A 26596-nucleotide genomic window follows, 5' to 3' on the forward strand; every position below is an offset into this window, starting at 1 on the left:
TTCCCGGTCGGCGCTACGCGTCGCCCGAGTCCGCCGTCCGCGCGGCCTCGACGAGCGACTCGACGCGCTCCCTCGAGACGGCGTTGGTCGTCTCGCCGCCTTCCTTGAGCGCCGTGCCGACGATGGCGCCGTCGGCGCCCGCCGCGACGCAGTCCGCGATCGTCTCGGGCGTGACGCCGCTGCCGACGATGACGGACGCCTCGCGACCTGCGAGCGCGTCGGCGACTCGCTCGACGTCCTCGAGCGACGTCTCGGCACCCGTCCCGGATCCGGAGACGATGACGCCGTCGGCTCGGCCGCGCCCAACCGTCTCGAGGGCGGCGTGCTCGATCTCGGTCTCGCCGATCGGCGTCGCGTGCTTGACGTGGACGTCCGCGAGGATCGCGACGTCGGCGTCGATCCGGTCGCGCAGCCGGACGGTCTCGTGGGCCCGTCCCTCGAGGACGCCCTGGTCCGTCGCGGCCGTCCCGACGTGGACGTTGACCCGGACGAACTCGGCGCCGGCGGCGGCCGCGATCGACAGCGCCGCCCCGGCGTCGTTTCGCAGGACGTTGATTCCCACCGGCACGTCGACGGCGTCGGTCACCGCGGACGCGACGGCGGTCATCTCCGCGACGACGTGATTCGGAACGGATTCGGGATAGAAGGGCGCGTCGCCGAAGTTCTCGAGGACGATGCCGTCGATGCCGCCTCCCTCGAGCCGGCGGGCGTCCTCGAGCGCGCGCTCCCGGATCGCCGCGCGGTCGCCGTCGAAGGCCGGCGCGCCGGGCAGCGCCGGCAGGTGTACCATCCCGAGGACGGGTCGGTCGACGTCGAATCGCTCGGCGAACGGCGTGACTGCGGTCATACCGGAGGTGGCACCTCGAGGTGGTTATACGATTCGTCGTCGCCTCGTCGGCGAATCCGCACTCCGCGCGACGGCTGCTACCGCGGACCGAACGAGATCGGCACGCAATCGCAAGCCGGCAAAGCCGTCGCCGTCCGCGGTCGTTTTTCGTCCCCCGTCACTACGATCGAACGCACATGTCTGACCTCTTTTCGGACCTCTCGCTTCGCGACCTCGAGGTACCCAACCGACTCGCGGTCTCCCCGATGTGTCAGTACACCTGCGACGCCGACGGGCTGCCGACCGAGTGGCACCGCGTCCACCTCGGCAGCCGCGCCGTCGGCGGCGCCGGAATCGTCATGACCGAGGCGACAGCCGTCGAACCGCGCGGTCGGATCACGCCCCACGACTTGGGCATCTGGAGCGACGAACACGCCGAGGCCCTCCAGCCGATCACCGAGTTCGTCCGCGACCAGGGCGGGGTGCCGGGCATCCAGCTCGCCCACGCGGGCCACAAGGCCAGCAAGACCCGCCCGTGGGACGGCAACGTCCCGATTGCGCCCGACGAGACCGACCCCGACGGCGCGGCGGGCTGGGAAGTGCTCTCCCCCTCGCCCGACGCCTACCCGCCGTTCCCGGGCGACCGGCCGGCGATGCGGAAGGCCGATCAGGACGACATCGAGGGCGTGATCGACGCCTACCGCGCCGCCGCCGAGCGCTCGCTCGAGGCCGGCTTCGAGATCGCCGAGGTGCACGCGGCCCACGGCTACCTGCTCCACGAGTTCCTCTCGCCGGTCACGAACGACCGCGACGACGACTACGGCGGGAGCTTCGAGAACCGGACGCGATTAGTTCGAGAAGTCGTGAAAGCCGTCCGCGACGTCTGGCCAGACGAGAAGCCGATCTTCGTCCGCATCTCCGGGACGGACTGGGTCGAGGATCGCGAATCGTGGGATATCGACCAGTCGGTGCGGCTGGCCGGCGACCTCGCCGAGCTGGGCGTCGACCTGCTCGACGTTAGCTCCGGCGGGCTCCATCCCGACCAGCAGGTTCCCGGCGGCCCGAACTTCCAGGTGCCGCTGGCGGAAGCGGTTCGCGAGGGCACCGACGATCTGGCCGTCGGCGCGGTCGGCGGCGTCACCGAACCCGAACAGGCCGACGCGCTCGTCCGCAACGGCCGTGCGGACCTCGTGCTGGTCGGTCGGGAGTTCCTGCGCGATCCCTACTTCGGGCTGCGCGCGGCCGGCGAACTCGAGGGTGACGCGGCGGAGAAGTGGCCGGTGCAGTACCGCCGGGCGGTGCAACGGTGATAGTCCGGGCGAGTACGGACGCCCGCTAAGTCCGCACGGCGGTCGCCGCCCGCCGACTCCGAGTCGTCGTCAGTCGTCTTTCCACTTGATCGAACAGCCCTGCGAGGGTTTCCACTCGAGGTCGACGTCCTCGCCGGCCAGCACGGAATCGATCGCCTCGCGGACGTGGAACCGCGTCGGTTCGTCGTCGGGGTTCAAGGCGTCGTCGAGTCGGCCCTGATAGACCAGGCGGAACTCGCCGTCTTCTCGAGCGAAGAGGAACGGATCGGGCGTACAGACCGCGCCGTATTCGGCGGCGACCGCTTGACTTTCGTCGCGGAGATAAGCGTTGTACTGGACGCGGCCGTCCTCGACGAACTCCTGCATCTTCTCGAAGGAGTCATCAGGGTACTCCTCGGCGTCGTTGGGATTGATCCCGACGACCGCGACCTCGTCGTACTCGTCGGCCAGTTCGTTCAGCAGGTCGAACTTCGCCTGCGCGTACGGACAGTGGTTACAGGTGAACACGACCAACAGCGCCTCGCTGTCGGCAAAGGACTCGAGCGTGTACGTCTCGCCGTCGACGCCCGGCAGCTCGAAGTCGGGCGCGGCGTCGCCGGCCTCGAGTTCGGTGTCGGACTCTTTCAGGACCATATCGGACCGTTCAATCCGCCGATGCTTAAGAATCCCGCTCGAGCGACCACCGCAGGCGCCGAATCCGGGGGTCGACCGCAAAAACGCACCGTCTGTGACGGCGTACCTATTTGTACCACCCGCAGCATCGATGGACTATGAAGACGCTCGAGATCACGGACGAACAGTACGCGTTCATCCAGCGGCTCCGCCAGGAGATTTCCGAGGAGGTCGTCGGCAAGTACGGCTTCGTCCGCGAGCGGGACGCGATCCAGTTTCTGATCGACAACATCGACGGCGAGGCCGACGTGGACATCGAGATCGACGAGGCGTTCCACTCCTCGGCGACCGCCGACGTCGCCGGCTCAGTCGGTGCCGCAATCGAAGCAGGAGCCGGCGAGTCGGCCGGGGAAGAGGTGTCCTACGACGAAACGGCCGAGCCGACCGATCCCGACGAGGCCGCGGATGACGACACCGATGCGGCGACCGACTCGAGTACGAGCACGGATGACGCGGACGAGGAAGCCGACAGCGACGACGCGGACGCCGACAGCGACGCCGGCGACAACGAAAGCGGCGACGCCGACGACGACGAGATGCTCGACGAGATGATGAGTCTCCTCGAGACCCACGACGACAAGTGGGAGGAGTCGTCCTCCGCGGACTACCGTTACACCGTGACGCTGCCCGACGGCTCCACCGAAGACGTTCAGACGAAAGACGACGTGCGGGCGCTGCTGTTCAAGAACTACCGGTAGCGCGCGACTCGCTTCGGCTCCAACGCCGGACTCCCGCGCTCGCGATCCGTCCCGAACTATCGTGCAAAAGAACAACGTTTTTACTCGCGCTCGCGGTTGCCCGTGATATGAGCGAACGCGAGGTGCTCGAGTTGCTTCGTGAGAACGCGCGATACTCCACCGCCGACATCGCGCGAATGACCGACCTCGAGGAAGACGAGGTCGAGGCAGTAATCGAGGAACTCGAGGCAGCGGGCGTGGTTCGCGGCTACCAGGCGGTCGTCGACTGGGACAAACTGGAAGACGAGCGCGTCCGCGCCGAGGTCGAGTTGAACGTGCGCCTCGACCGCGAGACCGGCTACGGCGACATCGCCGAGCGCCTCGCACGATTCCCGCAGGTCAAAGCGCTGCGCCTGGTCAGCGGCGACTACGACTTCGACATGGAGGTCGAGGGCGACTCGATCCGCGAGGTCTCCCAGTTCATCAGCGAGAAGGTCGCGCCCGTCCCCGAGATCACCCAGACGGTCACCCACTACGTGATGACCTCCTACAAGGAGAACGGGATCGAACTCGGCGACGGCGACGAGGACGACCGCCTCTCCGTTTCGCCCTGACCCATGACCTTCGAACTTGCAGATCGCGTGCAGGCGGTCCCACCGTCGGGTATCCGCCGGTTCTTCGAGATCGCCGAGGAGCGTGACGAGGTCATCTCCCTTGGTGTCGGCGAACCGGACTTCTCGACCCCGTGGGCAGCCCGCGACGCCGCGATCACGTCCTTAGAGCAGGGCAAGACCTCCTACACCGCGAACCGCGGGAAACGGGAGCTCCGCGAGGCGATCAGCGACTACGTCGCCGACCGGTTCGACCTGGGCTACGGCGCCGACGAGGAGATCATCGTCACGGCCGGCGCGAGCGAGGCCGTCGACCTGGCCTTCCGCGCGCTGGTCGATCCCGGCGACACCGTCGCGATCGCCCAGCCGTCGTACATCTCCTACGAGCCGGGCGTGATCTTCGCCGGCGGCGAGGTCCTGCCGGTCCCCACGAAGAAGGAGGACGACTTCCGCCTCACCGTCGAGGCCCTCGAGGCGGCCGGCGCGAGCGAGGCCGATCTGCTCGTGCTCTGTTACCCGAACAACCCGACCGGCGCGATCATGCGCGAGGAAGACCTCGAGCCGGTCGCCGAGTTCGCCCGCGAGCACGACCTGACGGTGCTGGCAGACGAGATCTACGCCGAACTGACGTACGGCGGAAACGAACACACGTCGATCGCGACGCTACCGGGCATGCGCGAGCGGACGATCGTCTTCAACGGGTTCTCGAAGGCCCACGCGATGACCGGCCTCCGACTCGGCTACGCGCTCGGTCCCGCCGACGTCGTCGGCGCGATGAACAAGATCCACCAGTACACGATGCTCTCGGCGCCGACGACGGCCCAGCACGCGGCCCTCGAGGCGCTCGACTCCTGCGACGGGGACGTCCGGGAAATGGTCGCCCAGTACGACCGCCGCCGGCAGTTCGTCCTCTCGCGGTTCCGCGAAATCGGGATGGACGTCTTCGAGGCCAAGGGCGCGTTCTACTGTTTCCCCGAGGTGCCCGAGGGCTGGACGGCCGAGGAGTTCGCCGAGGCGGTCCTGCGCGAGCAGGGCGTCGCCGTCGTCCCCGGCGACGTCTTCGGCGCCGGCGGCGAGGGCCACCTCCGCGTCTCCTACGCGACCGGCCTCGACGACCTTCGCGAGGCGCTGAACCGACTCGAAGCGTTCGTCGAAGAGCACGTCTAACGCGTCCGAGTTCGGTCGCGGTCTGCCCGGCCGACTCGAGCAGTGAGACGCAAGACCACCACCCGCGACCGGCCGCTACCAGCACCGTTTTCATCGTCGCTTGCGCGTTCGTCCGTATGGTCGACTATCGCCCCATTCCGGATCGGCGGAAGCTCTTCCACGAGTACCGGATGTACGCCTTCGCACCCGAGCAGGGTCCGCCGGCGTACGACCCCGAGGAACACGATACGCCGCGTGCGTTGCTGGGAAACCCGCGGGGAGTGTTCGCCGACGGCGACGACGAACGGGACGAGCGCGGGACGATCGACGGAGACGGCACGGACGCCGACCCCCGCTGCGTCTGTCGCCACTACTGGCTCGAGGCCCGCGTTCGCGGCGAACTCCATCCGACCGCCGGTCTCGCGGCGGTCGCGACACCGCCCGAGCACCGCCGCGGCGGCTACGTCGGAACGATGCTCGAGCGCTCGCTCGAGGAGTACCGCGACCGCGGGGACCGGTTCGCGGTGCTCTGGCCGTTCGAGTACGCCTTCTACCGGCAGTTCGGCTGGGACACCAGCAATCGGGTCGCGTTCCACGAGTGCGAGCCGGGCGAGCTTTCGTTCGCGACGGCGGCGATCGATGGCGAAGGATCGTTCTATTCTGTCGATCCGGACGAGTACGACGTCCTCGATCCCGCTTACGAGCGCTACGCCGAACGGTACGCACTGGCGCTCGAGCGCGACCGGGAGTGGTGGCGGTGTCGGCTGTTCGAGAACCACGACACCGATCCGTTCGTCTACGCCTACGAGCGCGACGGCGACGTGCGGGGCTACCTGATCTACACGATCGACGACGACCCCACCCGCGACGGACGGACGATGGACGTCTTCGAGCCGGCGTTCGCCGACCACGACGCGCTGCTCGCCCTCCTTTCGTTCTGTCATAAGCACGATTCGCAGGTCGAGCGCGTTCGGCTCCGGCTGCCCGCAGACGTCCCGCTACTCGATATCGCGCAGCGGCCGGACGCCGTCGAGACGACGGTCGAGACGGGGCCGATGGTGCGGATCGTCGACGTCGCCGAGGCGCTCTCGGCGGTGTCCTACCCCGACCTCGCGGCGCCCGCATCGATCACGCTCTCGGTGACGGATCCGGTCGCCGACTGGAACGAGGGGGCGTTCGCGCTCTCGGTTTCGGAGGGACGGGGGACCTGCGACCGGGTAGCGGCGGACGCCGGTTCCGACCCCGACCCCGATGCCGACGCACACCTCGACATCGGCGCGCTCTCACAACTCGTCGTCGGCTACCGATCGGCGACCGACCTCGAGCGGACGGGACGGCTCGAGACCGGCGACTCAGCCACCCTTGAGACGCTCGAGGCGCTGTTCTCCGAGACGGCGGTCTATCTCGGCGATCGGTTCTAACGCGGCAGGTGGCATCGGAACTCGTCTCGGTTGCAGTCCGCTACTGGACTCGAGTGACGCGCGAGCGTCGCACGCCGCGGCAATCTGCAACAGCAGGTCGAACCCTTGTCCGCGTCCCGATCCTCGATTGAGGCGATGAGCGACTCCGAACACTCACTCGAGGACGCGACCGTCGCGGTCTTCATCGCCCCCGAAGGGACGGAGGAGATCGAGTTCACCGAACCGAAGGAAGCCGTCGCCGAGGCCGGCGCGACCGTCGACGTCCTCGGGAGCGAAACCGGCGAGGCGCAGACCGTCAACAACGACCTCGAGGAGAGCGACGCCTACGAAGTCGAGAAGACCTTCGACGAGGTCTCCGCGGACGATTACGACGCGGTGATCGTCCCCGGCGGCACCGTCGGCGCGGACACGCTCCGCGCGAACGAGGATGCCGTCGAACTGCTCCGCTCGCACGTGACGGCCGGCAAACCGGCGGGCGTCATCTGCCACGGCCCGTGGCTGCTGGTCGAAGCGGACGTCGTCGACGGTCGGACGCTAACCTCGTATCCGAGTCTGCAGACCGATATCCGCAACGCGGGCGGGGAGTGGGTCGACGAGGAGGTCGTCGACGACGACGGACTCGTGACCAGCCGCAACCCGGACGACCTCGAGGCATTTTGCGACGGGATCCTCGAGGCGTTCGCCGCGTCGTAAGGTCGCTGGATCGACGTCAGTCGATCGTCGAACACCGTTTTGACCATCTTTGAACAGCTTCGAGAGTGACGCGCCCGGTACGCGGATAGTCATCAATGGGTATATGTCCCGACCCACCGTACAGTTTGGCCACGACAGTCAAATACGGCCTTCGTGAAATACTGCCTGACTGTCGGGCAATGGTGACAATGAACGACAACCTTCACGCGAGCGGGGTCGACGCGCAGCCACCCGCAGGTGTAGGTTGGTTCAGCCGTCCGAATTCTGCTCCCGGATCGGACTCGAGTTCGGATTCGGGTTCAAATTCGATCGCAGGTGACCGACTGTGACGCGGCGATCGATCCCGGCGCTCGACCGGATCACGGACGCCTTCTTCGCCCTCGATACGGACTTCCGCTTCACCTATCTCAACGCGCGCGCCGAGTCCCTCCTCAAGCGTTCGCGCGCGGAGTTGATCGGCCGGGTCATGTGGGACGAGTTCCCCGAAACCGTCGAGACGCAGTTCCCCGACGGCTTCCACCGGGCGATGGACGAGCAGGTTCCCGTCTCGTTCGAGGTCTACCACACTCAACTCGAGACCTGGTTCGAGGCCAAGGCCTACCCCTCCGAAACCGGGCTCTCGGTGTACATGCGCGACGTTACCGAGCGCAAGCGACAGGAGACGTCGCTGGCCCAGCACGCCGCCGTCGTCGAGGCGATCAGCGACGGGGTCGTGACGCTGGATCGGAACCGGGAGATCGTTTCGGTCAACGGCGCGATGGAGCGGATTCTCGGCGCGGACCGCGAAGATCTGATCGGCGAGCACGTCGAGATCCTCCCGGAACTGGCGGCGATCGACGACGACGACGCGGTCGAGATCGGCCGCGCGATCACCGACATCGATATCGGCACCGCGGAAACGCGACGCCTCGAGGCACCCTTTACCGCCGCCGACGGTACGGAGCGGATGGGCGAGTTCCGCTTCGTCCCGATCGAGGACGACGCGGCGACCGTCGCCTGCGTCCTCCGGGACGTCACCGACCAGCACGAGTACGAGCGGGTCGCCGCCTCCTTACACCAGGTCACGCGGTGGCTCCTCGACTCCGACGACCCCGAGGAGATCTGCGCGATCGCCGTCCACTCGGGCAGCGACCTGCTCGACCTGCCGATCAGCGGCGTCTGGCTGCTCGAGGAGGAGCACGGCTACCTCGAGCCCGTCGCCGGCACCGCCGGCGCGCACGACGAGTTCGGCGGCCTGCCCCGGTTCTACCCCGGCGAGGGGTTGGTCTGGGAAGCGTTCGAGGCCGGCGACGTCGAGCGGTTCGACGACCTCGCGGCCCAGGAGGAACTCTACAACCCCGAGACGCCGATCCGCTCGGAGATCATCGCCCCGATCGGTACCCACGGCGTCCTCATGACCGGCGCGCTCGAGCCTAACCGGTTCGACGAGACGGACGTCGAACTGCTCTCGACGCTCGTCGAGAACACGCGTGCGGCCCTCGATCGGGCCGACCGCGAGCGGGTGCTCCGGGAGCGAACCGCGGAACTCGAGCGCCGTACCGAGCGCCTCGAGGGCGTCGCCGACATCCTCTCGAACGACCTCAAGCGCCAGCTCGAGACCGTCGCCGAGGCGCTCGAGGACGGCGAGGAACGACGTTCCTCGAGCAGTCGGACGCAGTCCGACGACGACAGGGGCGCTGCCGACGACTGGCAGTTCCCGCTCGCGGAGGACTCCGTCGAGACGACGCTCGACCGCGCCGAACGGCTCGTCGACGACGTCAAGGAGTTCGCCCGCAACGCCTCGTCCGTGCGAACCCGGAGCCGGATCCGCCTCGAGAGCGCGATCGAGGAGGCCCTCGACGGCTCGCGGTTGGACGACGACGCCGTCATCGTCGAACGGCCGGCGACGCTGCGGGCCGACTCCGACCGGTTCGTCCACCTCCTCGAGACGGCCTTCGACGACGTGGCATCCCGGAGTCGGAGCCGCAGCGACGTGACGGTGTGGATCGACGTGATCGGCGTCGAGGACGCCGACCGCTCGCGGGGTTTCTTCATGCGCGACGACGCGGCCGAGGTACATCCGGGCACACACGACCGGCTGCTGGATCCCAGCACTGACGACGAGACGGCTATCGAAGGGCTCGGACTGGCGCTGGTCAAGGCGATCGCCGAAGCTCACGACTGGACGCTCTCGATCGAACGCGGCTCCGAGGGCGGCACGCGGATCGAGATTCGAGACGTGATGACCCTCGAGGTGCCGGAGCCGGAGTCAACCGCCGGATAATCGGCTCGAGTCCCGAGTACTGACGCCTAGTGTTCCTCGTCACGAAGCACGTTACGCACCGCGTCGCGGCGGTGGCGGTCGTTCGCGAACGCGAGCACGTCCGCCACCGTCTCGTCGGCGCGGGCTCGCGCCACCGCCAGTCGATCCTCGAGCGCGGCGTAGCGCCGGCTGGCCGCGAGTTCGGCATCGGGACGGTCGCGATCGAGCAGGGCCCGCTTCGAGGCGAGTTCGTAGAACGTTCGGAGCTGATCGTCGTACGTCGCCTGCAGTGCGAGTCGGTCGACGACGCCGCGGAGGTCCGTCGCCGAGATCGGTGCGACGAGAGCGTCGTCGAGCCTTCGAGGCGCCCCGTCGAACGAGGGATCGGCCGTAACAATCATCGCAATACGGCAGTCGAAATCGCGGTCGCGGATCGTCTGCAAAAGCGTTTCAGCACCGGGGCTCGAGTCCGAATTCGAACCGCGCCGGTCGAAGACGATTACGTCGATTTCGCCGTCGATCGCATCGATCGTTTCGTTCCGGCTTTCGACCGTCCGGACGTCGTACCCGTCCTCGAGCCATTCCGTATAGCGGGCTGCAAGGGCTGAATCGGGTTCGACGAGCAGGACGGACGGGGGCGAGGTCGGGGACGGGGGCGGGGTATCGATATCCATCGGCGAATCGACCGCGAACGGGTCGTCGGAGGAGTCGTACCGAAGGCGTATCAAAATACCGGCGTTTCGCCGAGATAATATTACCGTCGCGAGCCGCTCACTCGAGTTCGCGGTCGATCGTCGTCCGCCGGTCGCGGATCGTCGCCGCGTCGGTCTCGAGCGTTCGGTCGCCGGCGGCGATTGCGAGACGGCCGTCGGTCGTCGCCGACCCGAGGCTGACGACGGGTGCAACGCCGTCGAACGCCTCTCGGACTGCATCGGGTGCAGCGGTCTGGATCAGGACGCGACCGGGCTGTTCGTGGAACAGCGCACCTGTGGGATCGTCCGCAGGGAGGGAGACCTCGAGACCCGCTTCGTCGGAGACCATCTCGGCCAGTGCGACCGCGAGGCCGCCGTGGCTGACGTCGTGGATCGCGAGCGTCGCGTCGTCGTTCGCGACCTCGGCGACGGTCCGGACGAGCGCCGCCGGGTCGCCGGGCAGCGCGGGGAACGCGTCGCTGCCGTCGAACCGGGCGAGGTACTCCGAGCCGCCCAGGGCGAACTCGCCGTCCTCGAGTGCGAGATCACCGACGAGCAGCAGTTCCGCATCGGTGTCGGGCGCGACCGACAGCGGCGGCGCGTCGTAACCGTCCTTCGCGCCGACCATCGCGAGCGTCGGCGTCGGCGGGATCGGCCCGGTGACGGAGTCGTTGTACAGCGAGACGTTGCCGCCGACGACGGGTGCCTCGAGCGTCGCGCACATGTCCGCGAGCCCGTCGACGATCCCCTTGAAGCCGCCGTAGACGTCGGGCTTTTCGGGGTTGCCGCCGTTGAGGCAGTCGACGGCCGCGAGGGGTGTGGCGCCCTTGGCCGCGACGTTCGTCGCGTTCTCGAGCGCTACTGCTCGTGCGCCCTCGTAGGGTGCGGCGTCGGTCCAGTTGGGTGCGGCGCCAGCGGAGATGGCCAGCCCAGTTCCGGCTTCGCGAACCGCGATAATCGCGGCGTCGTCGCCCGGCCCGACGCTCGTCCGCACGCCGACCTCGTGGTCGTACTGGCGGTAAACCCACCGCTTCGAGGCCGTGTTCGGACTCGAGACGACCGTTTCGAAGGCGTCCTCGAGGTCGGCGTCGGGCAGGTCGATCTCGGGCTCCGCGGGTTCCTCGGCGGGCAGGTCGTTCATCGGCGCGCCCTCGCCGAGGAACTCGGCGTCGACGTCGACGACGGTTTCACCCTCGAACGTACAGGTGTAGTTGCCGTCGGTCACCTCGCCGATCACGGAACAACCGAGATCGAACCGCTCGGCGATTTCTGCGACGCGCTCGACGTTCTCGGGGGCGACCTCGTAGCACATCCGCTCCTGGGACTCGGCGAGGAGAATCTCGAGCGCGTTCATGTTCGGCTCGCGCTGGTGGACGCGCTCGAGTTCGATCTCGGCGCCGAGGCCGCCCTTGGCGACCAGTTCGCTCGAGGCGCCGCCCAGCCCGGCCGCCCCGAGGTCGCGGGCGGATTCGATCAGCCCCTCCTCGATGAGTTGCTCGTTGGCTTCGATCAGCAGTTTCTCCGCGTAGGGGTCGCCGACCTGGACCGCGGGCCGGTCCTCGGTTTCGGCGTCCTCCGAGAGGTCCTCGCTGGCGAAGGAGGCCCCGCCGAGGCCGTCGCGGCCGGTCCCGTTGCCGACGAGGACGAGCTTGTTGCCGGGCTCCTGCGCAACGGCGGTGACCAGTCGCTCCTCGTCGGTCAGGCCAACGCAGGCGACGTTCACCAAGGGGTTCCCCTCGTAGTCGGGGTGGAAATCGACGCTACCGGCGACCGTCGGGACGCCGATGCAGTTGCCGTAGTGGCTGATCCCCTCGACGACGCCCTCGAACAGGTACTTGGAGTGTTCGCGGTCGAACGCGCCGAAGTACAGCGAGTCCGCCAGCGCGATGGGGTAGGCGCCCATCGAGAGCGTGTCCCGGACGATGCCGCCCACGCCCGTCGCGGCGCCGTCGAACGGATCGACGTAGGAGGGATGGTTGTGGCTCTCGATGCCCATCGTAATGTAGGTGTCCTGGGTCTCGTCCCCGCTCTCCTCGTCGTCCGTATTATCCGGCAGCGCGACGACCGCCGCGTCGTCGCCCGGCCCGACGACGACCTGCTCGCCCTCGCTCTCGAAGGCCGACAGCAGGGGTCTCGAGGAGCGGTACGCGCAGTGTTCGCTCCAGAGGTTCTCGAACAGCGCCGCCTCGGCCCGGGTCGGCTCCCGCCCCAGTTCGTCGACGACGAGTTCGCGGTCCGAATCGGCAAGACTCATTCACCTAGGTGGTGAAAGCCGGCCGGTAAAGGGGTTTCTATATGCACCTTCGTGTATACTACACCGGTAATCGACGCTCAGCGGCTCGAGTGGGGACGCAACCCGGCCGTGGAGCCGTGAGAGACGGTCGCAACCGTCGCTCTCAAGGTCAACCGTTACTCCCGCCAGCGCCCTCCGTTCCGATAGCATGGGAAGCAGCAGAACCACGTCCGTCCTCGAGCGGCCGCTCGCGTTCGACCCGCCCGGCTCGCGTCGGCTCCGCCTGGCGTTCGCCGCGCTCTGGGTCGTCGATCTGATCGCCGCGGCCTCCTTCTTCGTCGTTTCCTACGCGAGCGAACTCAATCCGGTCACCGTCTTCTTCTACGACCTGTTCGGGCTGGCCGGCGTCGCGCTCGCCGCCGTCTGCTACGCCGCGGTCGTCGTCGTCGTCGGCAACGTCCTCTCTGCGCCGATCGACGGCCGGTTCGTAGCGGGCGCCGTCGTGCTGTACGCCGCGTTCGCGCTCAACAACGTCGTGCTATTGCTGTTCCGTCAGGCGCCGCTGGAGATGGCCGTCGTCGCGTTGTGACCCGAGCGCTCGAGTACGCAATCGGAAAACCGGCTTCGACCGGTATCGACGACTCGAGTCGACTACTGGTAGGCTTCGAACTCCTCGCCGAACAGGAGGAAGTAACCGGTGCCGACGACGCCGATCACCGCGGCGATCGTAAAGGCGAGTTCCGCGCTGATGAACTCCCAGAGGTAGCCGCCCAGCGCGGCGCTGGGGATGACGATCGTGTTCCGGAGCAGGTAGTAGGTGCCCGTCACGCGACCGCCGGCGCCCTGCTCCGCGGGGCCGACGATCAGCGCCTTGTGCGAGGGGAGCCCGGCGAACCGCAGGCCCGAGAACGCGAACACGAGGATCATCGCCGTCGCGGTGTTGGCGGTGAACTCGGGGACGTTGATGAGGACGATCGGGAAGATCGCGTAGACGGCGAAGCCGAGCGCTACGACGGGCTTGAGTCCGACGCGCTCGGCGACCTTGGCCGCGGGGACCATCACGAGCAGCGCGACGAGCATCTCGACCCCGAGCAGGTAGCCGAAGAAGGCCTGCGGGGAGAGGTCGATCGGGTAGGAGAAGCCGCCGACCGCGATCGTCGTCTCGAGGCCGACCTCGTAGAGCCGCGTCACCACGAGCACGAAGAAGGTGTAGACCATCCCGTTGGCGAATCGGACGAGCGTGTCGCCGACCAACAGCGGCCGCAGCGGATCGGGCATGTCCCGCAGGTCCCGGACGATCTGCTCTATGCCCGCGAAGGAGCCGCCGATCGAATCTTCGCTCGAGTCGTAGAGGACGTGCTGGACGACGGTCCCCAGCGCGCCGAAGGCGACCGCGACCGCGAGGACGTACTGGAAACTAACGGTAAAGTCGGGGTGGAGGCCGATGAGCGCCGCAGCCAGAACGGGTCCAATGAGGAACGCGGTCCGGCGAAACGTCTCGGTGCTGGCGAAGCCGGCCGCCAGCCGCGAGGGGTCGGTGGCCTGCTTGACGACGGCGAAGGAGGCCCCGAGGCCGAACGACTTCCAGGCCTGCGCGAGCACCAGCCCGACGAAGATCCAGAGCCACGGTTCGATCGTGACGGGGCCGACCGGGATCGGCCCGAACTGCCCGGCAACGAGCCAGACCGCGAACCCGAGCGTCGACAGGAACCCGAACAGCGTCAGCGCGTACCGCGAGCCGATCCGGTCCGAGATCGCGCCGCCCGGATACGGATACAGGGCCGAGATGATGTTCCCGAAGGTACCGAACAGGCCGACGACGAATCCCGACGCGCCCAGCGCGACCATGTAGTCGGGCAGGAACCGGCTGGTCATCTGGAACCCCAGGCTGAACGCGAACATCGCCAGCGATAGCACCAGCACGTCACGCTCGAGGGCGAAGAACTGCCGGAACGTATCCAGGGCGCTCGGCTCTCGCTTGTCGACCTCGATTTCCTCCGTACCCATCCCGGTCACCGGCGTGTAGTCGCCATCGCGCGGGACAACGTTCGCTTCCGTAATAGGAATGTCGTGTTCGTCACAGTCCAATTCAGTTATTCCCGAAATCAATATCCGTACATAGACACCAATTCGCAGCCATATACAGCTATAACGGACATTATTACCAATTTCGGAGTGATACAGTCGGAACCATTAATTGAAGAACTACTCAACTATTCCACGATGGCACAAGCGACGAAACGGCTCCAACGCTATCTCGAGGAGGAACTGGGCGAGTGTCGCGACGAGGACATAGAATGCCGCCTCGAGGAGCTCGACGCGCTCGAGGCGACGATCGGCGCCGAGCGGGTCGAGACGGAACTGGACGTCCTCTCGGCGCTGGCAAACGAGACGCGATACCGGATCGTCCGCGCACTCGTCGCGGCCGAGGAGGAACTATGCGTCTGCGAATTGGACGCGATCGTCGGCGTCAGCGAGAGCGGTCTGAGCCACGCGCTCTCGGAACTCGTCGACGCGAAACTCGTGGCCGATCGCAAGGACGGCCGCTGGAAGAAGTACCGGGCGACCAACCGCGCCGTGGCCCTCGTCACGGTTCTCGACGGGTGCGTGAGCGATGCGTAACGAGAGCACCGTCGTGTCCGGACCCACCATCGCCTTCGTCTGCGTCCAGAACGCGGGCCGAAGCCAGATGGCGACCGCCTTCGCCGAACGCGAGCGCGAGCGCCGCGGCGCCGATCACATCGAAATCGTCTCCGGCGGAACCGACCCCGCCGACGCCGTCCACGAGGAGGTCGTCGCTGCCATGGACGAACTCGGCATCGATCTCAGCGATCGAACGCCGCGTGAGATCACCCCCGAAGACCTGCAGGAGTGCGAGTACGTCATCACGATGGGCTGCTCGGCCGAAGGCGTCTGTCCGGCGACCTGGAGCGGCGAGAACCGCGACTGGGATCTGACGGATCCCCACGGAAAAGACGAGAAGACGGTCCGCGAGATCAGAGACGAGATCGAGGCCCGCGTCGAGGCGCTGTTCGACGAAGTGTAGCTGAAACCGAAGCCCACCGCCGTCCCGATCAACGCGGCGGGGCGATCGGATACCGTCTCATGCAACCGAATCGACCGTTTACTAATCGGATAACTTTTGATCGCGCTACCCGAACGTCGACCCGTGCTGTCGGTCGAACTCCACGCCCACTCGTCGCTGTCGTACGACGGCCGGGACTCGGTCGAACTCATCTTAGAGCAGGCCGAGGCCGTCGGCCTCGACGCGATCGCCGTCACCGATCACGACGAAATCGACGCCAGCCTCGAGGCCGCCGAGCGGGCGCCCGACTACGGACTCGTCGGCATCCCGGCGATGGAAATCTCGAGCAAGGCGGGCCATATCCTCGGCCTGGGCCTCGAGGAGGCGGTGCCGCCCGGGCTCTCCTTCGAATCGACGCTCGAGGCGATCCGCGACCAGGACGGGCTGGCGGTGATCCCCCATCCGTTCCAGGAGTCGCGCCACGGCGTGATGGGACGCATCTCCCGAGAGGAACTCGCGAAGGGCGACGCGATCGAGGTCTACAACTCCCGGCTGCTGACCGGCCGCGCGAACCGGCAGGCCGACCGCTTCGCCCGCGCGCGCGATCTTCCCCGCACCGCCGGCAGCGACGCCCACATCAGCGAGATGGTCGGCCAGGCGATCACCCGCGTCGACGCCGACGAGCGATCCGCCGACGCGATCCTCGAGGCGATCCGCGACGGGAAGACGTCCGTCGAGGGGAAGCGCACGCCCTGGCGCATCAGTCTCCAGCAGTTCGCCGGCGGCGTGACGCGCCGCATCCGGAGCGGCGTTCTGGGGGTGTTCCGGTGACGACGCCGACCCTCCGCGGCGCCGACGCCGAGACCGTTCGCGACGCCCTCGAGCGCAGCGAGCCGCTGCCCGGAACCGCCGGCTTCGCGGGCGAGGTCGACGGGCGACTCGTCCGGGACGTGCTCGGGCGCGAGCCGCTGTTTCTCGAGTCGGCCGACGCGGACGTCGGAGCGGACAGCGACGCGTGGGCGTTCGAACCGGCGCCGCTCGAGGATCCTGCGCCGTTCCCGGCGGGCGGAGTGCTGGACGCCGACGAGGCGGGGCGCGTCGAACCGGACGGCGTCGAGCGCCGCTTTACGCTTCCTGATCCCGACCCCGAACCGGATCACGAGGCCGCCCTCGAGGCGCTCGACGACGCGATCCGGACGGCGACCGACGCGGCCCGAACCGCGGACCGCGAGATCGCCGTCGCCTTCTCCGGCGGCGTCGACTCCGCGCTGGTCGCCGAACTGCTGGACGCGCCGCTGTACGTCGTCGGCTTCCCCGACAGCCACGACGTCGAGGCCGCGCGCACGGCCGCCGAGGCGATGGGACGGGATCTGACCGTCGTCGAACTCGAGCCAGCCGACCTCGAGCGCGCGGTGCCCGAGATCGTCCGCGCGACGGGGCGGACGAACGCGATGGACGTCCAGATCGCCCTGCCGCTGTACCTGGTCGGCGAACGGGTCGCCGCGGACAGCTACGACGCGCTGGCGGTCGGTCAGGGCGCCGACGAACTGTTCGGCGGCTACGAGAAGGTCGTCCGGCTCGACCACCGCGTCGAGGCGGAGACGACCCGCGGGGCCGTCCGCGAACAGATCGAGAGTTTGCCCGACCAGCTTCCCCGCGACGTGCTGACGATCCGGGCGACCGGCCTCGAGCCGGTCGCTCCCTTACTCCACGACCGCGTGGTCGAGGCGGCACTTCGGCTGCCGGACGACCTGCTGGCCGACGAGGAGACGCGGAAGCGCGGCTTCCGGCAGGTTGCGGCCCGGTACCTCCCCGGCGAGGTCGCCGAGCGGGACAAAAAGGCGGTCCAGTACGGCAGCCTCGTCGCCCGCGAACTCGACCGGCTCGCCCGACAGCACGGCTACAAGCGACGGATGGACGACCACGTCTCGAAGTACATCGAATCGCTGCTCGCGGACGAGTAAGGCGACTCGAAAGCGCTCGAGCGAACGTCGCTCGAGGGAGTGAGAGGAGCGAGAGCGAGTCAGGACGGCAGCGGGCACAGACTCGCCGTAAAGACCACCCGCTCGTCGGTCTCGTTTTTCGCGCCGTGGTCGACGCCGCGCTCGTGGTGGACGACCCCCGGCGCCTCGATTTCCTCGCTCTCGCCGTCCTGCAGGACCGTTACACTCCCCTCGAGGACGTGGAAGACGTTCGTGCTTTCGGCGTGCTCGTGGGGCTCGAGTTCCGCGCCCGGACCGAGCGCGAAGGCCTTGACGAGCACGTCGTCGGTGACGACCAGTTCCGTGGTTTCGACCTCGCCGTCGGCCGGCTCGAGGTCGGCGACGGCGTCGCCGTACGCGTCGAGTGACGTGGACATAACTGTAGCAGGACGATTCGATACCGACGCTATAAACGATACCGCTCGTCAGATCGAGTCAGTCTTCGGTTTCGGTCGGGAGCGCGTCGGCGGGCTCGTCGGAGGTGTGCTCGGCGACCGTGCGACGGTTGGCCTCGCCGATGCGGTCGGCGGCTTCGGCGACGACGTCCTCGACGTGCTCCTGGACCGGACTCTCGTCGTCCTTGACGATCGGGCCTTCGCTGCCGTCGGCGCCGAAGTCCGGGTGGATCGGGATGCGACCCAGCAGCGGCGCGTCGTAGTTGTCGACGATCGTGTCCGCGCCTTCGGTACCGAACAGCCCGTGCTGGTCGCCGCAGGACGGACAGACGAACGAACTCATGTTCTCGACGACGCCCAGCACCGGGGTATCGTGCTTGTTGAACATCTGGATCCCCTTGCGGGTGTCCTCTAAGGCCATCTCCTGGGGCGTCGTGACGACGACCGCACCCGTCACGGGCATCGACTGCAGCAGGTTCAGCGTCGCGTCGCCGGTCCCCGGCGGCAGGTCGACGATGAGGTAGTCGAGGCGACCCCACTCGACGCCCTCGAGGAACTTCATCATGAACTTGTTGACCATCGGCCCCCGGAGGATGGCGGGATCGTCCTCCTCCTCCATCATGAAGCCCATGCTGATCACGCGGACGCCGTCCGAGCGCGGCGGGACGATGTCCTCGTCGGGCGTGACGCCGGGTTCGCTCTCGACCGGCAGGATCTTGGGCACGTTCGGCCCGTGAATGTCGGCGTCCAGCAGGCCGACCATCGCGCCGCGCTTCTCGAGGCCGGCGGCGATGTTCGCCGCGACGGTCGTCTTCCCGACCCCGCCCTTCCCCGAGGCGACCGCGATGACGTTGCGCACCCGCGGGAGCACCTCGTCGTCGAAGCCGTGTTCCTCGCCGACGTGGGCTCGCAGGTCGGCCTCGAGGCCGACCTCGTCGCAGAGCTCGCGGATCCGGTTGCCCAGCTCCATTTCGGAGGGCGCGTAGGGGGCGTTGAACGCGAGCGAGATGCGGGCGGTCTCGTCGTCGATTACGACATCGTTGACCAGCCCGAGGGTGACGATGTCCTCGCCGATATCGGGGTCCTCGATGTCCTCGAGTTTGATTTTGAGTTCGTGTTCTGTGATGCTCATAGTGCGTCGATGTGCGTATCCGAATAGAAGTAGCCGACGGGGATACGTGTGATGGTTCGGGACCCTACCAGTGGCGCGGTAGCCGCCGATCTCGGCGGCCCTGGGTCCGCCTCGAACCGTCGGGTTATCCCGGACCGACCGGGCCGATCGGCTCGGGCATGCCGCCGTAGAAGACGATGCCGATCAGCACGGTCAGGAAGAACATCCCGACCCACATCGACGTCGTCAGCCCGACGAGGTAGGAGACGCCGAGCAGTCCGGTCTTCGTGTTTCGCGGCGAACCGACGAACCAGGCGATGATCATGACGTAGACGGGAACGAGGATGACCGCGAAGATGAGCCAGGTGCCGGTGTTTGGAAACCCGGTCACGCCCGCGGTCCCCTCGTAGCCGTGATACAGGGCCTCGAGTGCTGCAGGCCCGGCTGGGGATGGCATACGTTACGTTTCACGATCGCTGTCGTGGTGGTAGTGCCTGCATTTGCGCGGTCACCGCCGTGCGGCCAGCGACGCTGCACGCTCACCGGAGCACCCGCAGTCACTGCTCACGAACGGACGCACAAAAGAACGAAAATCGGTCGAACGGCGATACGGACGGCGACGCGACGGTCCTTACGGACCGGGCGCCGCGAGCGGTTCGGGCATGCCGCCGTAGAAGAGAATGCCGATCAGCACGGTCAGGAAGAACATCCCGACCCACATCGACGTCGTTAGCCCGGCGAGGTAGGAGACGCCGAGCAGTCCCGTCTTCGTATCGCGCGGCTTTCCGGTAAACCACGCGATGAGCATGATGTAGATCGGCACCAGGATCAGCGCGAAGATGACCCAGGTCCCCTCGTTGACGAAGCCGGTGAAGCCCTCGGTCCCGTCGTAGCCGTGGTACAGGACCGACGAGGCGGCGGCAGCGAGCGTCGTGGCGAAGCTCATGCTTTCACCTCCGGTTCGGACGCAGCGTCAGTCGGTTCGTCGTGACCGTGCTCGTGGCCGTGGTCGCCGCGCAGGTGTTCGATCGCGTGGAGTTCGACGACCGGAACGAGACGGGAGATGCTGAGGAAGAACAGCACTACCAGCCCGATCGTGCCGGCCAGCGAGAGCCACTCGATCGCGCTCGGGAAGTAGGTCCCGGGCACGTTCGCGTAGATGTCGAAGGTCGGGTGCAGGAACCCTTCCACGACGAACAGCAGCTTCTCGAGGAAGGTCGCCGTGAGGACGACGAAGCCGGCCGCGAGGGCGCGCTTCTTGCTGAACAGCGCCGGTCGGATGCCCTGCAGGAAGATGAACGCCAGCGTGCCCAGGACCATCAGCATCGAGGTGATGTAGATGGGGTGGCCGAGCTTGCCCGCGGTGGCGTGGGCCTGGTCGAGCGGGCCAAGGAACGACCCGTTGACCAGCTGCTGGAGCTGGAACCAGAGGAACAGCAGGCAGAAGAACCCGAGCCACAGGAGCAGCCCGCGGAAGATGTCGTCCGTGATGATGTGGTCCCAGTCGTAGGCGCGGCGGAACGCGTACGACAGCAGGATCACGCCGCTGATCGCCGACGTGAGCGCGATCGAGAGGAACTGCGGCCCCTGAATCGCGCCGGTCCAGGACGGCATCGCCGGGAGCAGGGAGAACAGCCACGGGATGACGCCGCCGTGGAGCAGGAGCGGGGCCATGATGATGACGGCGGCGGCGAGCCACCAGACCATCCGCTCGATGACTTCGTCTTCTTTCTCCGTGTAGCCGATCGTCAGCGCGTCGTAGACCAGCCCGTACAGGTCGGGAAGCTGGACGCCGCCGACCTTCGGTTCGAACGACGGGAGGTCGTCGCGCAGGCGGCTGACGTCGTACCGTAGCGTCAGGCCGAGGTAGGTCGCGGTCATCACGAAGTACGCCGTGATGACGGTCACGTCCCACACCAGCGGCGAGTTGTTGACCGTGATGTGGTAGTGCCCGATGACGCTCGTCACCATCCGGTCCGGACGTCCCATGTGGACCAGAATGTAGAAACCGGCCGCGGAGAGGCCGGCCAGCGTCAGCATCTCGGCGAGGCGCGCGATCGGCATGTATCGCTCCATGCCGAGCAGGCGAACCGCCGCGGAGAGGATGATCCCCCCGTGGGCGATCCCGACCCACCAGATGAACGCGCCGATGTACAGGCCCCACGTGGAGCCGCCGCCGCTCCCCCAGTCGCCGAGGCCGGTGACGATCAGCCCCTGCTGGAGCTGGTAGGCCCAGGCGACGAGGAACGCACCCAGCGCCAGGGCGGAGACGCCAAAGAGCGCCAGGTACTTCTTCGAGAACTTGTTGACCGGGCGGAGGATGTCCGCCTCGGAGGGCGTTTTCGTGCTCACAGCGACACCCCCGCGTCGCCGACGGTCCCCTCGTCGAGGACGTCTTCCTTGCGGTTGTCGACCATTGCGACCTCACTGCCGTCGGAGCGCGTGTAGGTCACGTCGCCGTAGCTGTTCGGCCCGTCGACCTGGTGGGCTTCCGGACCGGGCTCCTGCCCGATGTACGTGATGTTCGGGTTGGTGCCGATATCCTCGAGCAGCTTGAACTTGTTGCTGGGGTTGCCGGCGTACTCGCGCAGCCGACTGGCGGCGTCGTCCTCCTCGCCGTCGCCGAGGCGCAGTTCCGACAGGACCTCCTCGCTCTCGAGGTCGACGTACTCCTCGAGCGCGTCGAGGGACTCGAGGATCGACTGCTCCGTCTCGAGGATGCTGTTGTTCTCCTCGTCGCCGGGGCCGAGCCGCTCGCTGACGATGTCGATCGCCTTCATGACGCTGACGAGATCGCTGTCGATCTCGAGCGCCTCGAGGGCGGATTCGAAGTCGTCGTCGTCGCTGAGGGCCTCGTCGATCTCGTCCGTCGACGGGACGGAGAAGCTGATGTCGATGATCGCGCGGCTCTTGCTCGGGTGTTCGCGGTGCTGGTACGCGTCGCTGCGCTCGCTCTTGACGTTGCCGAACTGGATCGCGTTCGGCGGACAAGCGCGCTCGCAAGCGGTGGTGCCGACGTACTCTTCGCCCTGCTGGCCGTCCTGCATGGACGGGCACATCGTACACTTGCTCATCGTGCCGCGGGGCGAGCGACTGTCGACCCAGCGGTCCTCGCCGTTCTCGTACTCGGCGTGGGTGATCTCCTTCGGATCGTCGACCTCCGCGCCGCCGTGTCCGGTGATTTCCTCGTGGGCCACGTCGGGTTCGTCCCACTGGAAGTAGTTGACGCCGTAGGGACAGGCGACCTGACAGTACCGGCAGCCGATACAGACGTCGTAGTCGGTCAGCACCAGCCCGTCCTTGTCGCGGGTGTGGCGGGCCGTGGTCGGACAGACCTTCTCACAGGGCGCGTCCGTACAGTGCTGGCACGGACGCACGAGCATGTTCTGCTCGACCCCGCCCATCACGTCGGGGGCCGGGGAGCCGCCGGCGGTGAGTTCGTCCTCGAAGGCCATGACGTACATCCAGTTGACGCCCTGGTCGAGGTCGTTCTCCGACGCGCAGGCGGTCATACAGGAGAGACAGCCGTCACACCGCTCGAGGTCGATCGTCATCCCCCACTGGGTGTCGCGCTCGTGGATGTCCTGCGCCTCGGTGTGGCCGCCGCCGTGGCCGCCTTCGTCGCCGGCTTCGGCGATGTTCTGCTGGCCGGCTTCGGCGGTTCCCCACGCGCCGAGCCCGACGGCCGCCGCGCCGGCGCCCATCTTCTTCATCGCGCCGCGTCGGGTATCTTCGCCGTCACCGCTGAACTTGTCGAGCATCCGGCCGACCGTCCCCTTCGCTTCCTCCTGGGCGGCCTCGAATGCCTCAGCGGTTGGGCGGTTGTCCTCGCCGAACTCCTCCATCACGTCCTCGTGATACTTCTCGTGGAATTCGGCTTCGGAGAGCTCGCCCTTGGTGACCCGCATCGCGTCCTGGGCCATTTTCATACCGAGTTCCGTATCGTACTCGGTATCGTCGAGCATCTCCTCGAGTTCGTCTTCCCACTCGCTTCCGAGTGGGTGGAATGATTCATCGTCCGTACTCATTCAGTTAGAACACCTCTGTATACGCCGTTTTCGTGCAGCAGTAACTTGCTGGGGTGCACTTTAACATATCTATCTGTGCTCCTCTAACCCGGGACTCGCAACTAGACGCGGTTCAAATGTAGACCCGATTTCCACGGCGCGAGAATCGGGCCGAACATATTCGCATCTATAAGTTAGATTGCTATCGACCTCCGTTACATCTCGTGTCACACGTTACCGCAATTCGTTACGCGAAACCGGCCGAGCCATAAATCGACTCGAGGGCCGTAAACCGCTCGAGGACGGCCCGGCCGCTCGTTCGGCTCAAAATATTTGTCGCGAGCGCGCCGACCGTCACGTATGGCCGACGACCAGCAGCGGACGCCGACGGAAACGCGCTCGCTCGACTCCCTCGAGCAACGACCCCACGCGCGGGTGTTCGACGGCGAGCCGAAAACGATCCGGCTCGCGCTCGAGGAAGGCGACGAGATCGCACCCCACCAGCATCCGGATCGGGAAATCGTCTTCCACGTGCTGGAGGGACGCGTCTCGATTACGCTCGGCGACGACGATCACGATCACGAGGTCGCGGCGGGCGAACTGATTCGGTTCGACGGCGCACAGGACATCGCGCCGACCGCGCTCGCGGATACCACGGCGGTACTGGTGCTCGCGCCGCGGGCTGCGACTGGCGACGCGACGTAATTAGTTCGCCGCGAGTTGTTCCTCGAGCGACTCCTCCCCGTCGAGCCCGGGCAGATCCTCGACGAACCGCTTGATGATCGCCTCCTCGGCCCGGTGGAGCGTCTCGCTGCAGGTCGATTTCGCGATGTCGAGGTGTTCCGCCAGTTCCGTCAGCGAACACTGCCGCGGCGTGTCGTAGTACCCCTTCTCGACGGCGGCGGCGACGACCTCGAGTTGGCGCTCCGAGAGGAGTTGACTCTCGTGGAGCCGCTCGCGGACGTTGTCGATGCGGTACTGGAGCCCGAAGTGCTCGAGTTGCTCGGCGAGTTCGGCGAGCCGGTCCCGCGATCCCGTCACCTCGATGGTCGCCTCGCCGTCGGCGATCTCGACGGGGAGTTCGATCGGCATCCCCGACTCCTGCGAGGAAAAGAGCAGGAGCGGCGCGGTCGTCTCGAAGTGGACCGTCGCCTCGTTGTCGCTCCACTGCGCGAGCGTGAGCTCGGTGATCTGGGGGTGCTCCGTCATGTCGTCGACGATCTCCGGTACCTTCGACCCGGCGATCCGAACGAGCGCGAACCCCGTGTCGGATCCCGGAACGCCCGCTAACACGCGAAACGTCGCGTCGGGATACTCCGTGGAGAGCTGCTGGATCCAGAGCTGGTCGGGCATCGTGACCGTCAGTGTCGCCTGTGCCATACGCGAATATCCTAGGTGTAGCTCTATACCCGTAGCGACGAATATGTTCGTCGGAATTCCTACGGCGTGGGAATTCCCCCGCACGAACACGTTCGCAGGAATGCCCAACACGAATCCGGCGGTATCCACAACCGATGGCAACTAACACCGCTGACCGCACGCTCGACGTGCGCGAGATCGATGGCCCGCCGTTCGACGACATCATGTCGGCGCTGCGCACGCTGAACGCGGGCGAACGCCTCGAGTTGATCGCGCCCTTCGAGCCGAAGCCCCTCTACAACGTGCTCGAGTCGCGCGGCTATACCTACGAGAGCGAGCAGCGCGACGGGGTCTGGCACGTGTTAATCGAGGAGGCCTGATCCGGCACGACGGCGATCTGCCTCGGTCCGAGATGCGAACGTGTTCGGGCAAACACGGACGGGAGCGCCGAACCGACGTCCACCCGCATGACGCGACTCGACGTCAGGGACATCCCGCCGGTGAACCGCCACCCGACCATCCACGAGGAGTTCGAGGACTTAGCGCCCGGCGAGACGCTAACGATCGTCAACGATCACGAGCCGAAGCCGCTGTTCTACGAGTTCCAGGCCGAAGTCGAGAGCTTCGACGCCGACAACTACGAGGTCGAACGGGTCGGCCCGGAGGAATTCGTCGCGAAGTTCCCGAAAGTAGAGGCGTAGAGCCACAGCCGCGGTGTCGGTCACGGCTTCCCGACCGAACACGTACGGCACGAAAGATAGCTCGCTTCCCGTCGATCACTCGCGTATGCAGTCACCCGCGTCCGTCGTCGACCGCACCGACGCACCGACCGACCGACCGCGAGAGACGATCGACGTGCGATCGCTCGGCCCGCCTGAGCCGCTGAAGCGGACTCTCGAGACCCTCGTCGACCTGTCCGACGAGACGGTGCTCGTCCAGCGCAACGACCGGGTGCCCCAGTTCCTCTTCCCGAAACTCGAGGATCGGGGCTACGCTCACGAGAGCGTGGAACTCGAGGGCGAGGACGAAGTGGTGACCGTTATCTGGTCGCCCGACGCCTGACCCCGAGCCGCGCTCGCCGGCGGCCGCTCGCATTTCTCCGCTACTCGGCACCCAGACTACTCGCCACCCAGATGCTCGAGCAGCGTCGCCGTCAGCCGCTCGGGCTCCTCGTGTTGCACCCAGTGGCTCGTCCCCTCGAACAGCTCGAGGCGCCGCCCCTCGCGGGCGCAGTAGTCGTAGCTGTCGACGACCAGTTCGGTTCCCAGCGCCGCGTCGTCGGTGCCCCAGGCGAGCAGCGTCGGCGCCTCGACGCGGTCCCGCGGTGGGTTCGTCCCGTATCTGGCGCTCGCCCGGTACCAGTTGATCATCGCGGTCAGCGCTCCGTCCCGGCTCCACGCGCGCCGGTAGTGCTCGAGATCCGCGTCGGAGAAGGTTCCCGGCGCCGACGTCCCACGAAGGGCGCGCTCGAGGAGTCGGAAGTCGTCGTACCGGCAGCATAGTTCGGGCAACCGGGGCACCTGGAAGCAGGCGGCGTACCAGCTCCGGCGCATCTGTGCGGGGTTCGATCGGAGGTGGCGCTGAAACACGGTCGGGTGGGGCGCGTTGACGATCGCGAGCCGATCGACGACTTCGTGGTGGCGAAGCGCGAGGTCCCAGGCGACCATCCCGCCCCAGTCGTGGCCGACGACGTGGGCGGCGTCTCGATCCGCCGATCCGATCAGTTCGACGATATCTCGGGAAAGCTGTTTCTGATGATACGCACGCACTGGCGCTGGCTTCTCGCTCAGATTGTAGCCGCGCTGATCGGGCACGAGCACCCGGTAACCGGCGTCGACGAGCGGACCGATCTGTTCGTGCCAGCCGTACCAGAACTCCGGAAACCCGTGGAGCAAGACGACGAGCGGGTCATTCGGATCGCCGGCGGCGACGACGTGGAGGTCGACGCCGTTGACGGTCCGCACGTCGGTCGTCGCGTCGACCGACGATAGTTTCGACGCGTCCGCTTGCGGGGACACTGCGTTCGCGCTCATACCCGTCCGTACGACGCCGCAGGCTTTCAACCTCTGCCGTTATGGCGCAGCGATATCGATCGAGACGTCTACCCGAACATGTTCGAGATGTTTCCTTCTTTCAGGGAATCGTCGATGGACCTGTACGTATGACCACCTTATATGGGAATGAGGAGAAGGAC

General features: G+C 67.0%; 29 protein-coding genes. 16 read left to right on the forward strand and 13 right to left on the reverse strand.

From position 1 onward, the window contains the following. Positions 1 to 13: 13 nt before the first annotated feature. Positions 14 to 847, reverse strand: a complete 834-nt coding sequence (locus HALXA_RS12570; protein WP_013880755.1) for a BtpA/SgcQ family protein — start codon at positions 845 to 847, stop codon at positions 14 to 16. 176 nt (positions 848 to 1023) lie between these two features. Here HALXA_RS12570 and HALXA_RS12575 point away from each other — a divergent pair, with 176 nt between their 5' ends. Beyond that, positions 1024 to 2136 (forward strand): NADH:flavin oxidoreductase/NADH oxidase, encoded by a 1113-nt coding sequence (locus HALXA_RS12575; RefSeq protein WP_013880756.1) that lies wholly within the window; start codon positions 1024 to 1026, stop codon positions 2134 to 2136. A 69-nt stretch (positions 2137 to 2205) separates the two neighbouring features. Here the strand turns inward: HALXA_RS12575 and HALXA_RS12580 are convergent, their stop codons facing one another. After that, positions 2206 to 2769: a thioredoxin family protein gene (locus tag HALXA_RS12580; RefSeq protein WP_013880757.1), complete on the reverse strand. Its 564-nt coding sequence runs from the start codon at positions 2767 to 2769 to the stop codon at positions 2206 to 2208. A 137-nt stretch (positions 2770 to 2906) separates the two neighbouring features. Between HALXA_RS12580 and HALXA_RS12585 the strand changes: the two genes are divergently transcribed. The 6 genes from HALXA_RS12585 to HALXA_RS12610 all read left to right on the forward strand — a co-directional run bounded on the left by HALXA_RS12585 (position 2907) and on the right by HALXA_RS12610 (position 9619). Next, positions 2907 to 3506 carry a hypothetical protein gene (locus HALXA_RS12585; RefSeq protein WP_013880758.1) on the forward strand — a complete coding sequence of 200 codons (600 nt, stop codon included), beginning with the start codon at positions 2907 to 2909 and terminating at the stop codon, positions 3504 to 3506. Positions 3507 to 3613: 107 nt separating this feature from the next. Then, a complete protein-coding gene (locus HALXA_RS12590; protein WP_013880759.1) occupies positions 3614 to 4099 on the forward strand; it encodes an Lrp/AsnC family transcriptional regulator in 486 nt (161 codons plus the stop codon). A 3-nt stretch (positions 4100 to 4102) separates the two neighbouring features. Continuing rightward, positions 4103 to 5263, forward strand: coding sequence for a pyridoxal phosphate-dependent aminotransferase (locus HALXA_RS12595; RefSeq protein WP_013880760.1), 1161 nt, complete (start codon positions 4103 to 4105; stop codon positions 5261 to 5263). 116 nt (positions 5264 to 5379) lie between these two features. Beyond that, entirely contained in the window at positions 5380 to 6663 is a 1284-nt protein-coding gene (locus HALXA_RS12600) for a GNAT family N-acetyltransferase (RefSeq protein WP_013880761.1), read from the forward strand. A 135-nt stretch (positions 6664 to 6798) separates the two neighbouring features. Continuing rightward, the gene (locus tag HALXA_RS12605) at positions 6799 to 7356 is read left to right on the forward strand and encodes a type 1 glutamine amidotransferase domain-containing protein (protein ID WP_013880762.1); all 558 of its coding nucleotides are present in this window, start codon (positions 6799 to 6801) and stop codon (positions 7354 to 7356) included. Between the two features lie 325 nt (positions 7357 to 7681). Further along, a complete protein-coding gene (locus HALXA_RS12610; protein WP_013880763.1) occupies positions 7682 to 9619 on the forward strand; it encodes a sensor histidine kinase in 1938 nt (645 codons plus the stop codon). Positions 9620 to 9645: 26 nt separating this feature from the next. Here the strand turns inward: HALXA_RS12610 and HALXA_RS12615 are convergent, their stop codons facing one another. Next, entirely contained in the window at positions 9646 to 10272 is a 627-nt protein-coding gene (locus tag HALXA_RS12615; RefSeq protein ID WP_013880764.1) for a HalX domain-containing protein, read from the reverse strand. A 97-nt stretch (positions 10273 to 10369) separates the two neighbouring features. Next, the gene (gene purL, locus HALXA_RS12620; protein ID WP_013880765.1) at positions 10370 to 12544 is read right to left on the reverse strand and encodes a phosphoribosylformylglycinamidine synthase subunit PurL; all 2175 of its coding nucleotides are present in this window, start codon (positions 12542 to 12544) and stop codon (positions 10370 to 10372) included. A gap of 187 nt (positions 12545 to 12731) precedes the next feature. Between purL and HALXA_RS12625 the strand changes: the two genes are divergently transcribed. Continuing rightward, on the forward strand, positions 12732 to 13112 hold the full coding sequence (locus tag HALXA_RS12625; protein ID WP_013880766.1) for a hypothetical protein: 381 nt from the start codon (positions 12732 to 12734) through the stop codon (positions 13110 to 13112). A 62-nt stretch (positions 13113 to 13174) separates the two neighbouring features. On the opposite strand, the gene HALXA_RS12630 is transcribed toward HALXA_RS12625, so the two are convergent. Further along, positions 13175 to 14530: an MFS transporter gene (locus HALXA_RS12630; protein ID WP_049895463.1), complete on the reverse strand. Its 1356-nt coding sequence runs from the start codon at positions 14528 to 14530 to the stop codon at positions 13175 to 13177. Between the two features lie 216 nt (positions 14531 to 14746). Between HALXA_RS12630 and HALXA_RS12635 the strand changes: the two genes are divergently transcribed. From HALXA_RS12635 to HALXA_RS12650, 4 genes are all read left to right on the forward strand, one after another. Next, entirely contained in the window at positions 14747 to 15145 is a 399-nt protein-coding gene (locus HALXA_RS12635; RefSeq protein ID WP_013880768.1) for an ArsR/SmtB family transcription factor, read from the forward strand. Next, positions 15138 to 15569, forward strand: coding sequence for an arsenate-mycothiol transferase ArsC (locus HALXA_RS12640; protein WP_013880769.1), 432 nt, complete (start codon positions 15138 to 15140; stop codon positions 15567 to 15569). Before HALXA_RS12635 ends, HALXA_RS12640 begins: the two co-directional genes overlap by 8 nt. Positions 15570 to 15692: 123 nt before the next feature. Further along, on the forward strand, positions 15693 to 16379 hold the full coding sequence (locus tag HALXA_RS12645; protein ID WP_013880770.1) for a PHP domain-containing protein: 687 nt from the start codon (positions 15693 to 15695) through the stop codon (positions 16377 to 16379). After that, on the forward strand, positions 16376 to 17512 hold the full coding sequence (locus tag HALXA_RS12650) for an asparagine synthetase B family protein (protein ID WP_013880771.1): 1137 nt from the start codon (positions 16376 to 16378) through the stop codon (positions 17510 to 17512). The genes HALXA_RS12645 and HALXA_RS12650 overlap by 4 nt, the downstream gene beginning before the upstream one ends. A 59-nt stretch (positions 17513 to 17571) precedes the next feature. Here the strand turns inward: HALXA_RS12650 and HALXA_RS12655 are convergent, their stop codons facing one another. The 6 genes from HALXA_RS12655 to HALXA_RS12680 form a co-directional block, all read right to left on the reverse strand. Beyond that, positions 17572 to 17907, reverse strand: coding sequence for a cupin domain-containing protein (locus HALXA_RS12655; RefSeq protein ID WP_013880772.1), 336 nt, complete (start codon positions 17905 to 17907; stop codon positions 17572 to 17574). A 58-nt stretch (positions 17908 to 17965) separates the two neighbouring features. Continuing rightward, positions 17966 to 19057: an Mrp/NBP35 family ATP-binding protein gene (locus tag HALXA_RS12660; RefSeq protein ID WP_013880773.1), complete on the reverse strand. Its 1092-nt coding sequence runs from the start codon at positions 19055 to 19057 to the stop codon at positions 17966 to 17968. Between the two features lie 124 nt (positions 19058 to 19181). Continuing rightward, positions 19182 to 19493 carry a hypothetical protein gene (locus tag HALXA_RS12665; protein WP_013880774.1) on the reverse strand — a complete coding sequence of 104 codons (312 nt, stop codon included), beginning with the start codon at positions 19491 to 19493 and terminating at the stop codon, positions 19182 to 19184. 174 nt (positions 19494 to 19667) lie between these two features. Further along, the gene (locus HALXA_RS12670; protein WP_013880775.1) at positions 19668 to 19982 is read right to left on the reverse strand and encodes a hypothetical protein; all 315 of its coding nucleotides are present in this window, start codon (positions 19980 to 19982) and stop codon (positions 19668 to 19670) included. Next, positions 19979 to 21388, reverse strand: coding sequence for an NrfD/PsrC family molybdoenzyme membrane anchor subunit (gene nrfD / locus HALXA_RS12675; protein ID WP_013880776.1), 1410 nt, complete (start codon positions 21386 to 21388; stop codon positions 19979 to 19981). The genes HALXA_RS12670 and nrfD overlap by 4 nt, the downstream gene beginning before the upstream one ends. Then, positions 21385 to 23064 (reverse strand): 4Fe-4S ferredoxin N-terminal domain-containing protein, encoded by a 1680-nt coding sequence (locus HALXA_RS12680; RefSeq protein WP_013880777.1) that lies wholly within the window; start codon positions 23062 to 23064, stop codon positions 21385 to 21387. Before HALXA_RS12680 ends, nrfD begins: the two co-directional genes overlap by 4 nt. Positions 23065 to 23403: 339 nt before the next feature. Between HALXA_RS12680 and HALXA_RS12685 the strand changes: the two genes are divergently transcribed. Further along, complete coding sequence (locus tag HALXA_RS12685; RefSeq protein WP_013880778.1) at positions 23404 to 23748, forward strand: cupin domain-containing protein; 345 nt, start codon at positions 23404 to 23406, stop codon at positions 23746 to 23748. On the opposite strand, the gene HALXA_RS12690 is transcribed toward HALXA_RS12685, so the two are convergent. Further along, positions 23749 to 24423 carry a helix-turn-helix domain-containing protein gene (locus tag HALXA_RS12690; protein ID WP_013880779.1) on the reverse strand — a complete coding sequence of 225 codons (675 nt, stop codon included), beginning with the start codon at positions 24421 to 24423 and terminating at the stop codon, positions 23749 to 23751. 134 nt (positions 24424 to 24557) lie between these two features. On the opposite strand from HALXA_RS12690, the gene HALXA_RS12695 reads away from it, so the two are divergent. The 3 genes from HALXA_RS12695 to HALXA_RS12705 all read left to right on the forward strand — a co-directional run bounded on the left by HALXA_RS12695 (position 24558) and on the right by HALXA_RS12705 (position 25464). After that, positions 24558 to 24782: a DUF2249 domain-containing protein gene (locus tag HALXA_RS12695; RefSeq protein ID WP_013880780.1), complete on the forward strand. Its 225-nt coding sequence runs from the start codon at positions 24558 to 24560 to the stop codon at positions 24780 to 24782. A gap of 87 nt (positions 24783 to 24869) precedes the next feature. Further along, positions 24870 to 25103 (forward strand): DUF2249 domain-containing protein, encoded by a 234-nt coding sequence (locus HALXA_RS12700; protein WP_013880781.1) that lies wholly within the window; start codon positions 24870 to 24872, stop codon positions 25101 to 25103. A gap of 85 nt (positions 25104 to 25188) precedes the next feature. Then, positions 25189 to 25464 carry a DUF2249 domain-containing protein gene (locus tag HALXA_RS12705; RefSeq protein ID WP_013880782.1) on the forward strand — a complete coding sequence of 92 codons (276 nt, stop codon included), beginning with the start codon at positions 25189 to 25191 and terminating at the stop codon, positions 25462 to 25464. 56 nt (positions 25465 to 25520) lie between these two features. On the opposite strand, the gene HALXA_RS12710 is transcribed toward HALXA_RS12705, so the two are convergent. Continuing rightward, entirely contained in the window at positions 25521 to 26435 is a 915-nt protein-coding gene (locus HALXA_RS12710; protein ID WP_013880783.1) for an alpha/beta fold hydrolase, read from the reverse strand. Between the last annotated feature and the right edge of the window lie 161 nt (positions 26436 to 26596).

The sequence above is a fragment of the Halopiger xanaduensis SH-6 genome, assembly GCF_000217715.1.
GTDB classification, from domain to species: domain Archaea; phylum Halobacteriota; class Halobacteria; order Halobacteriales; family Natrialbaceae; genus Halopiger; species Halopiger xanaduensis.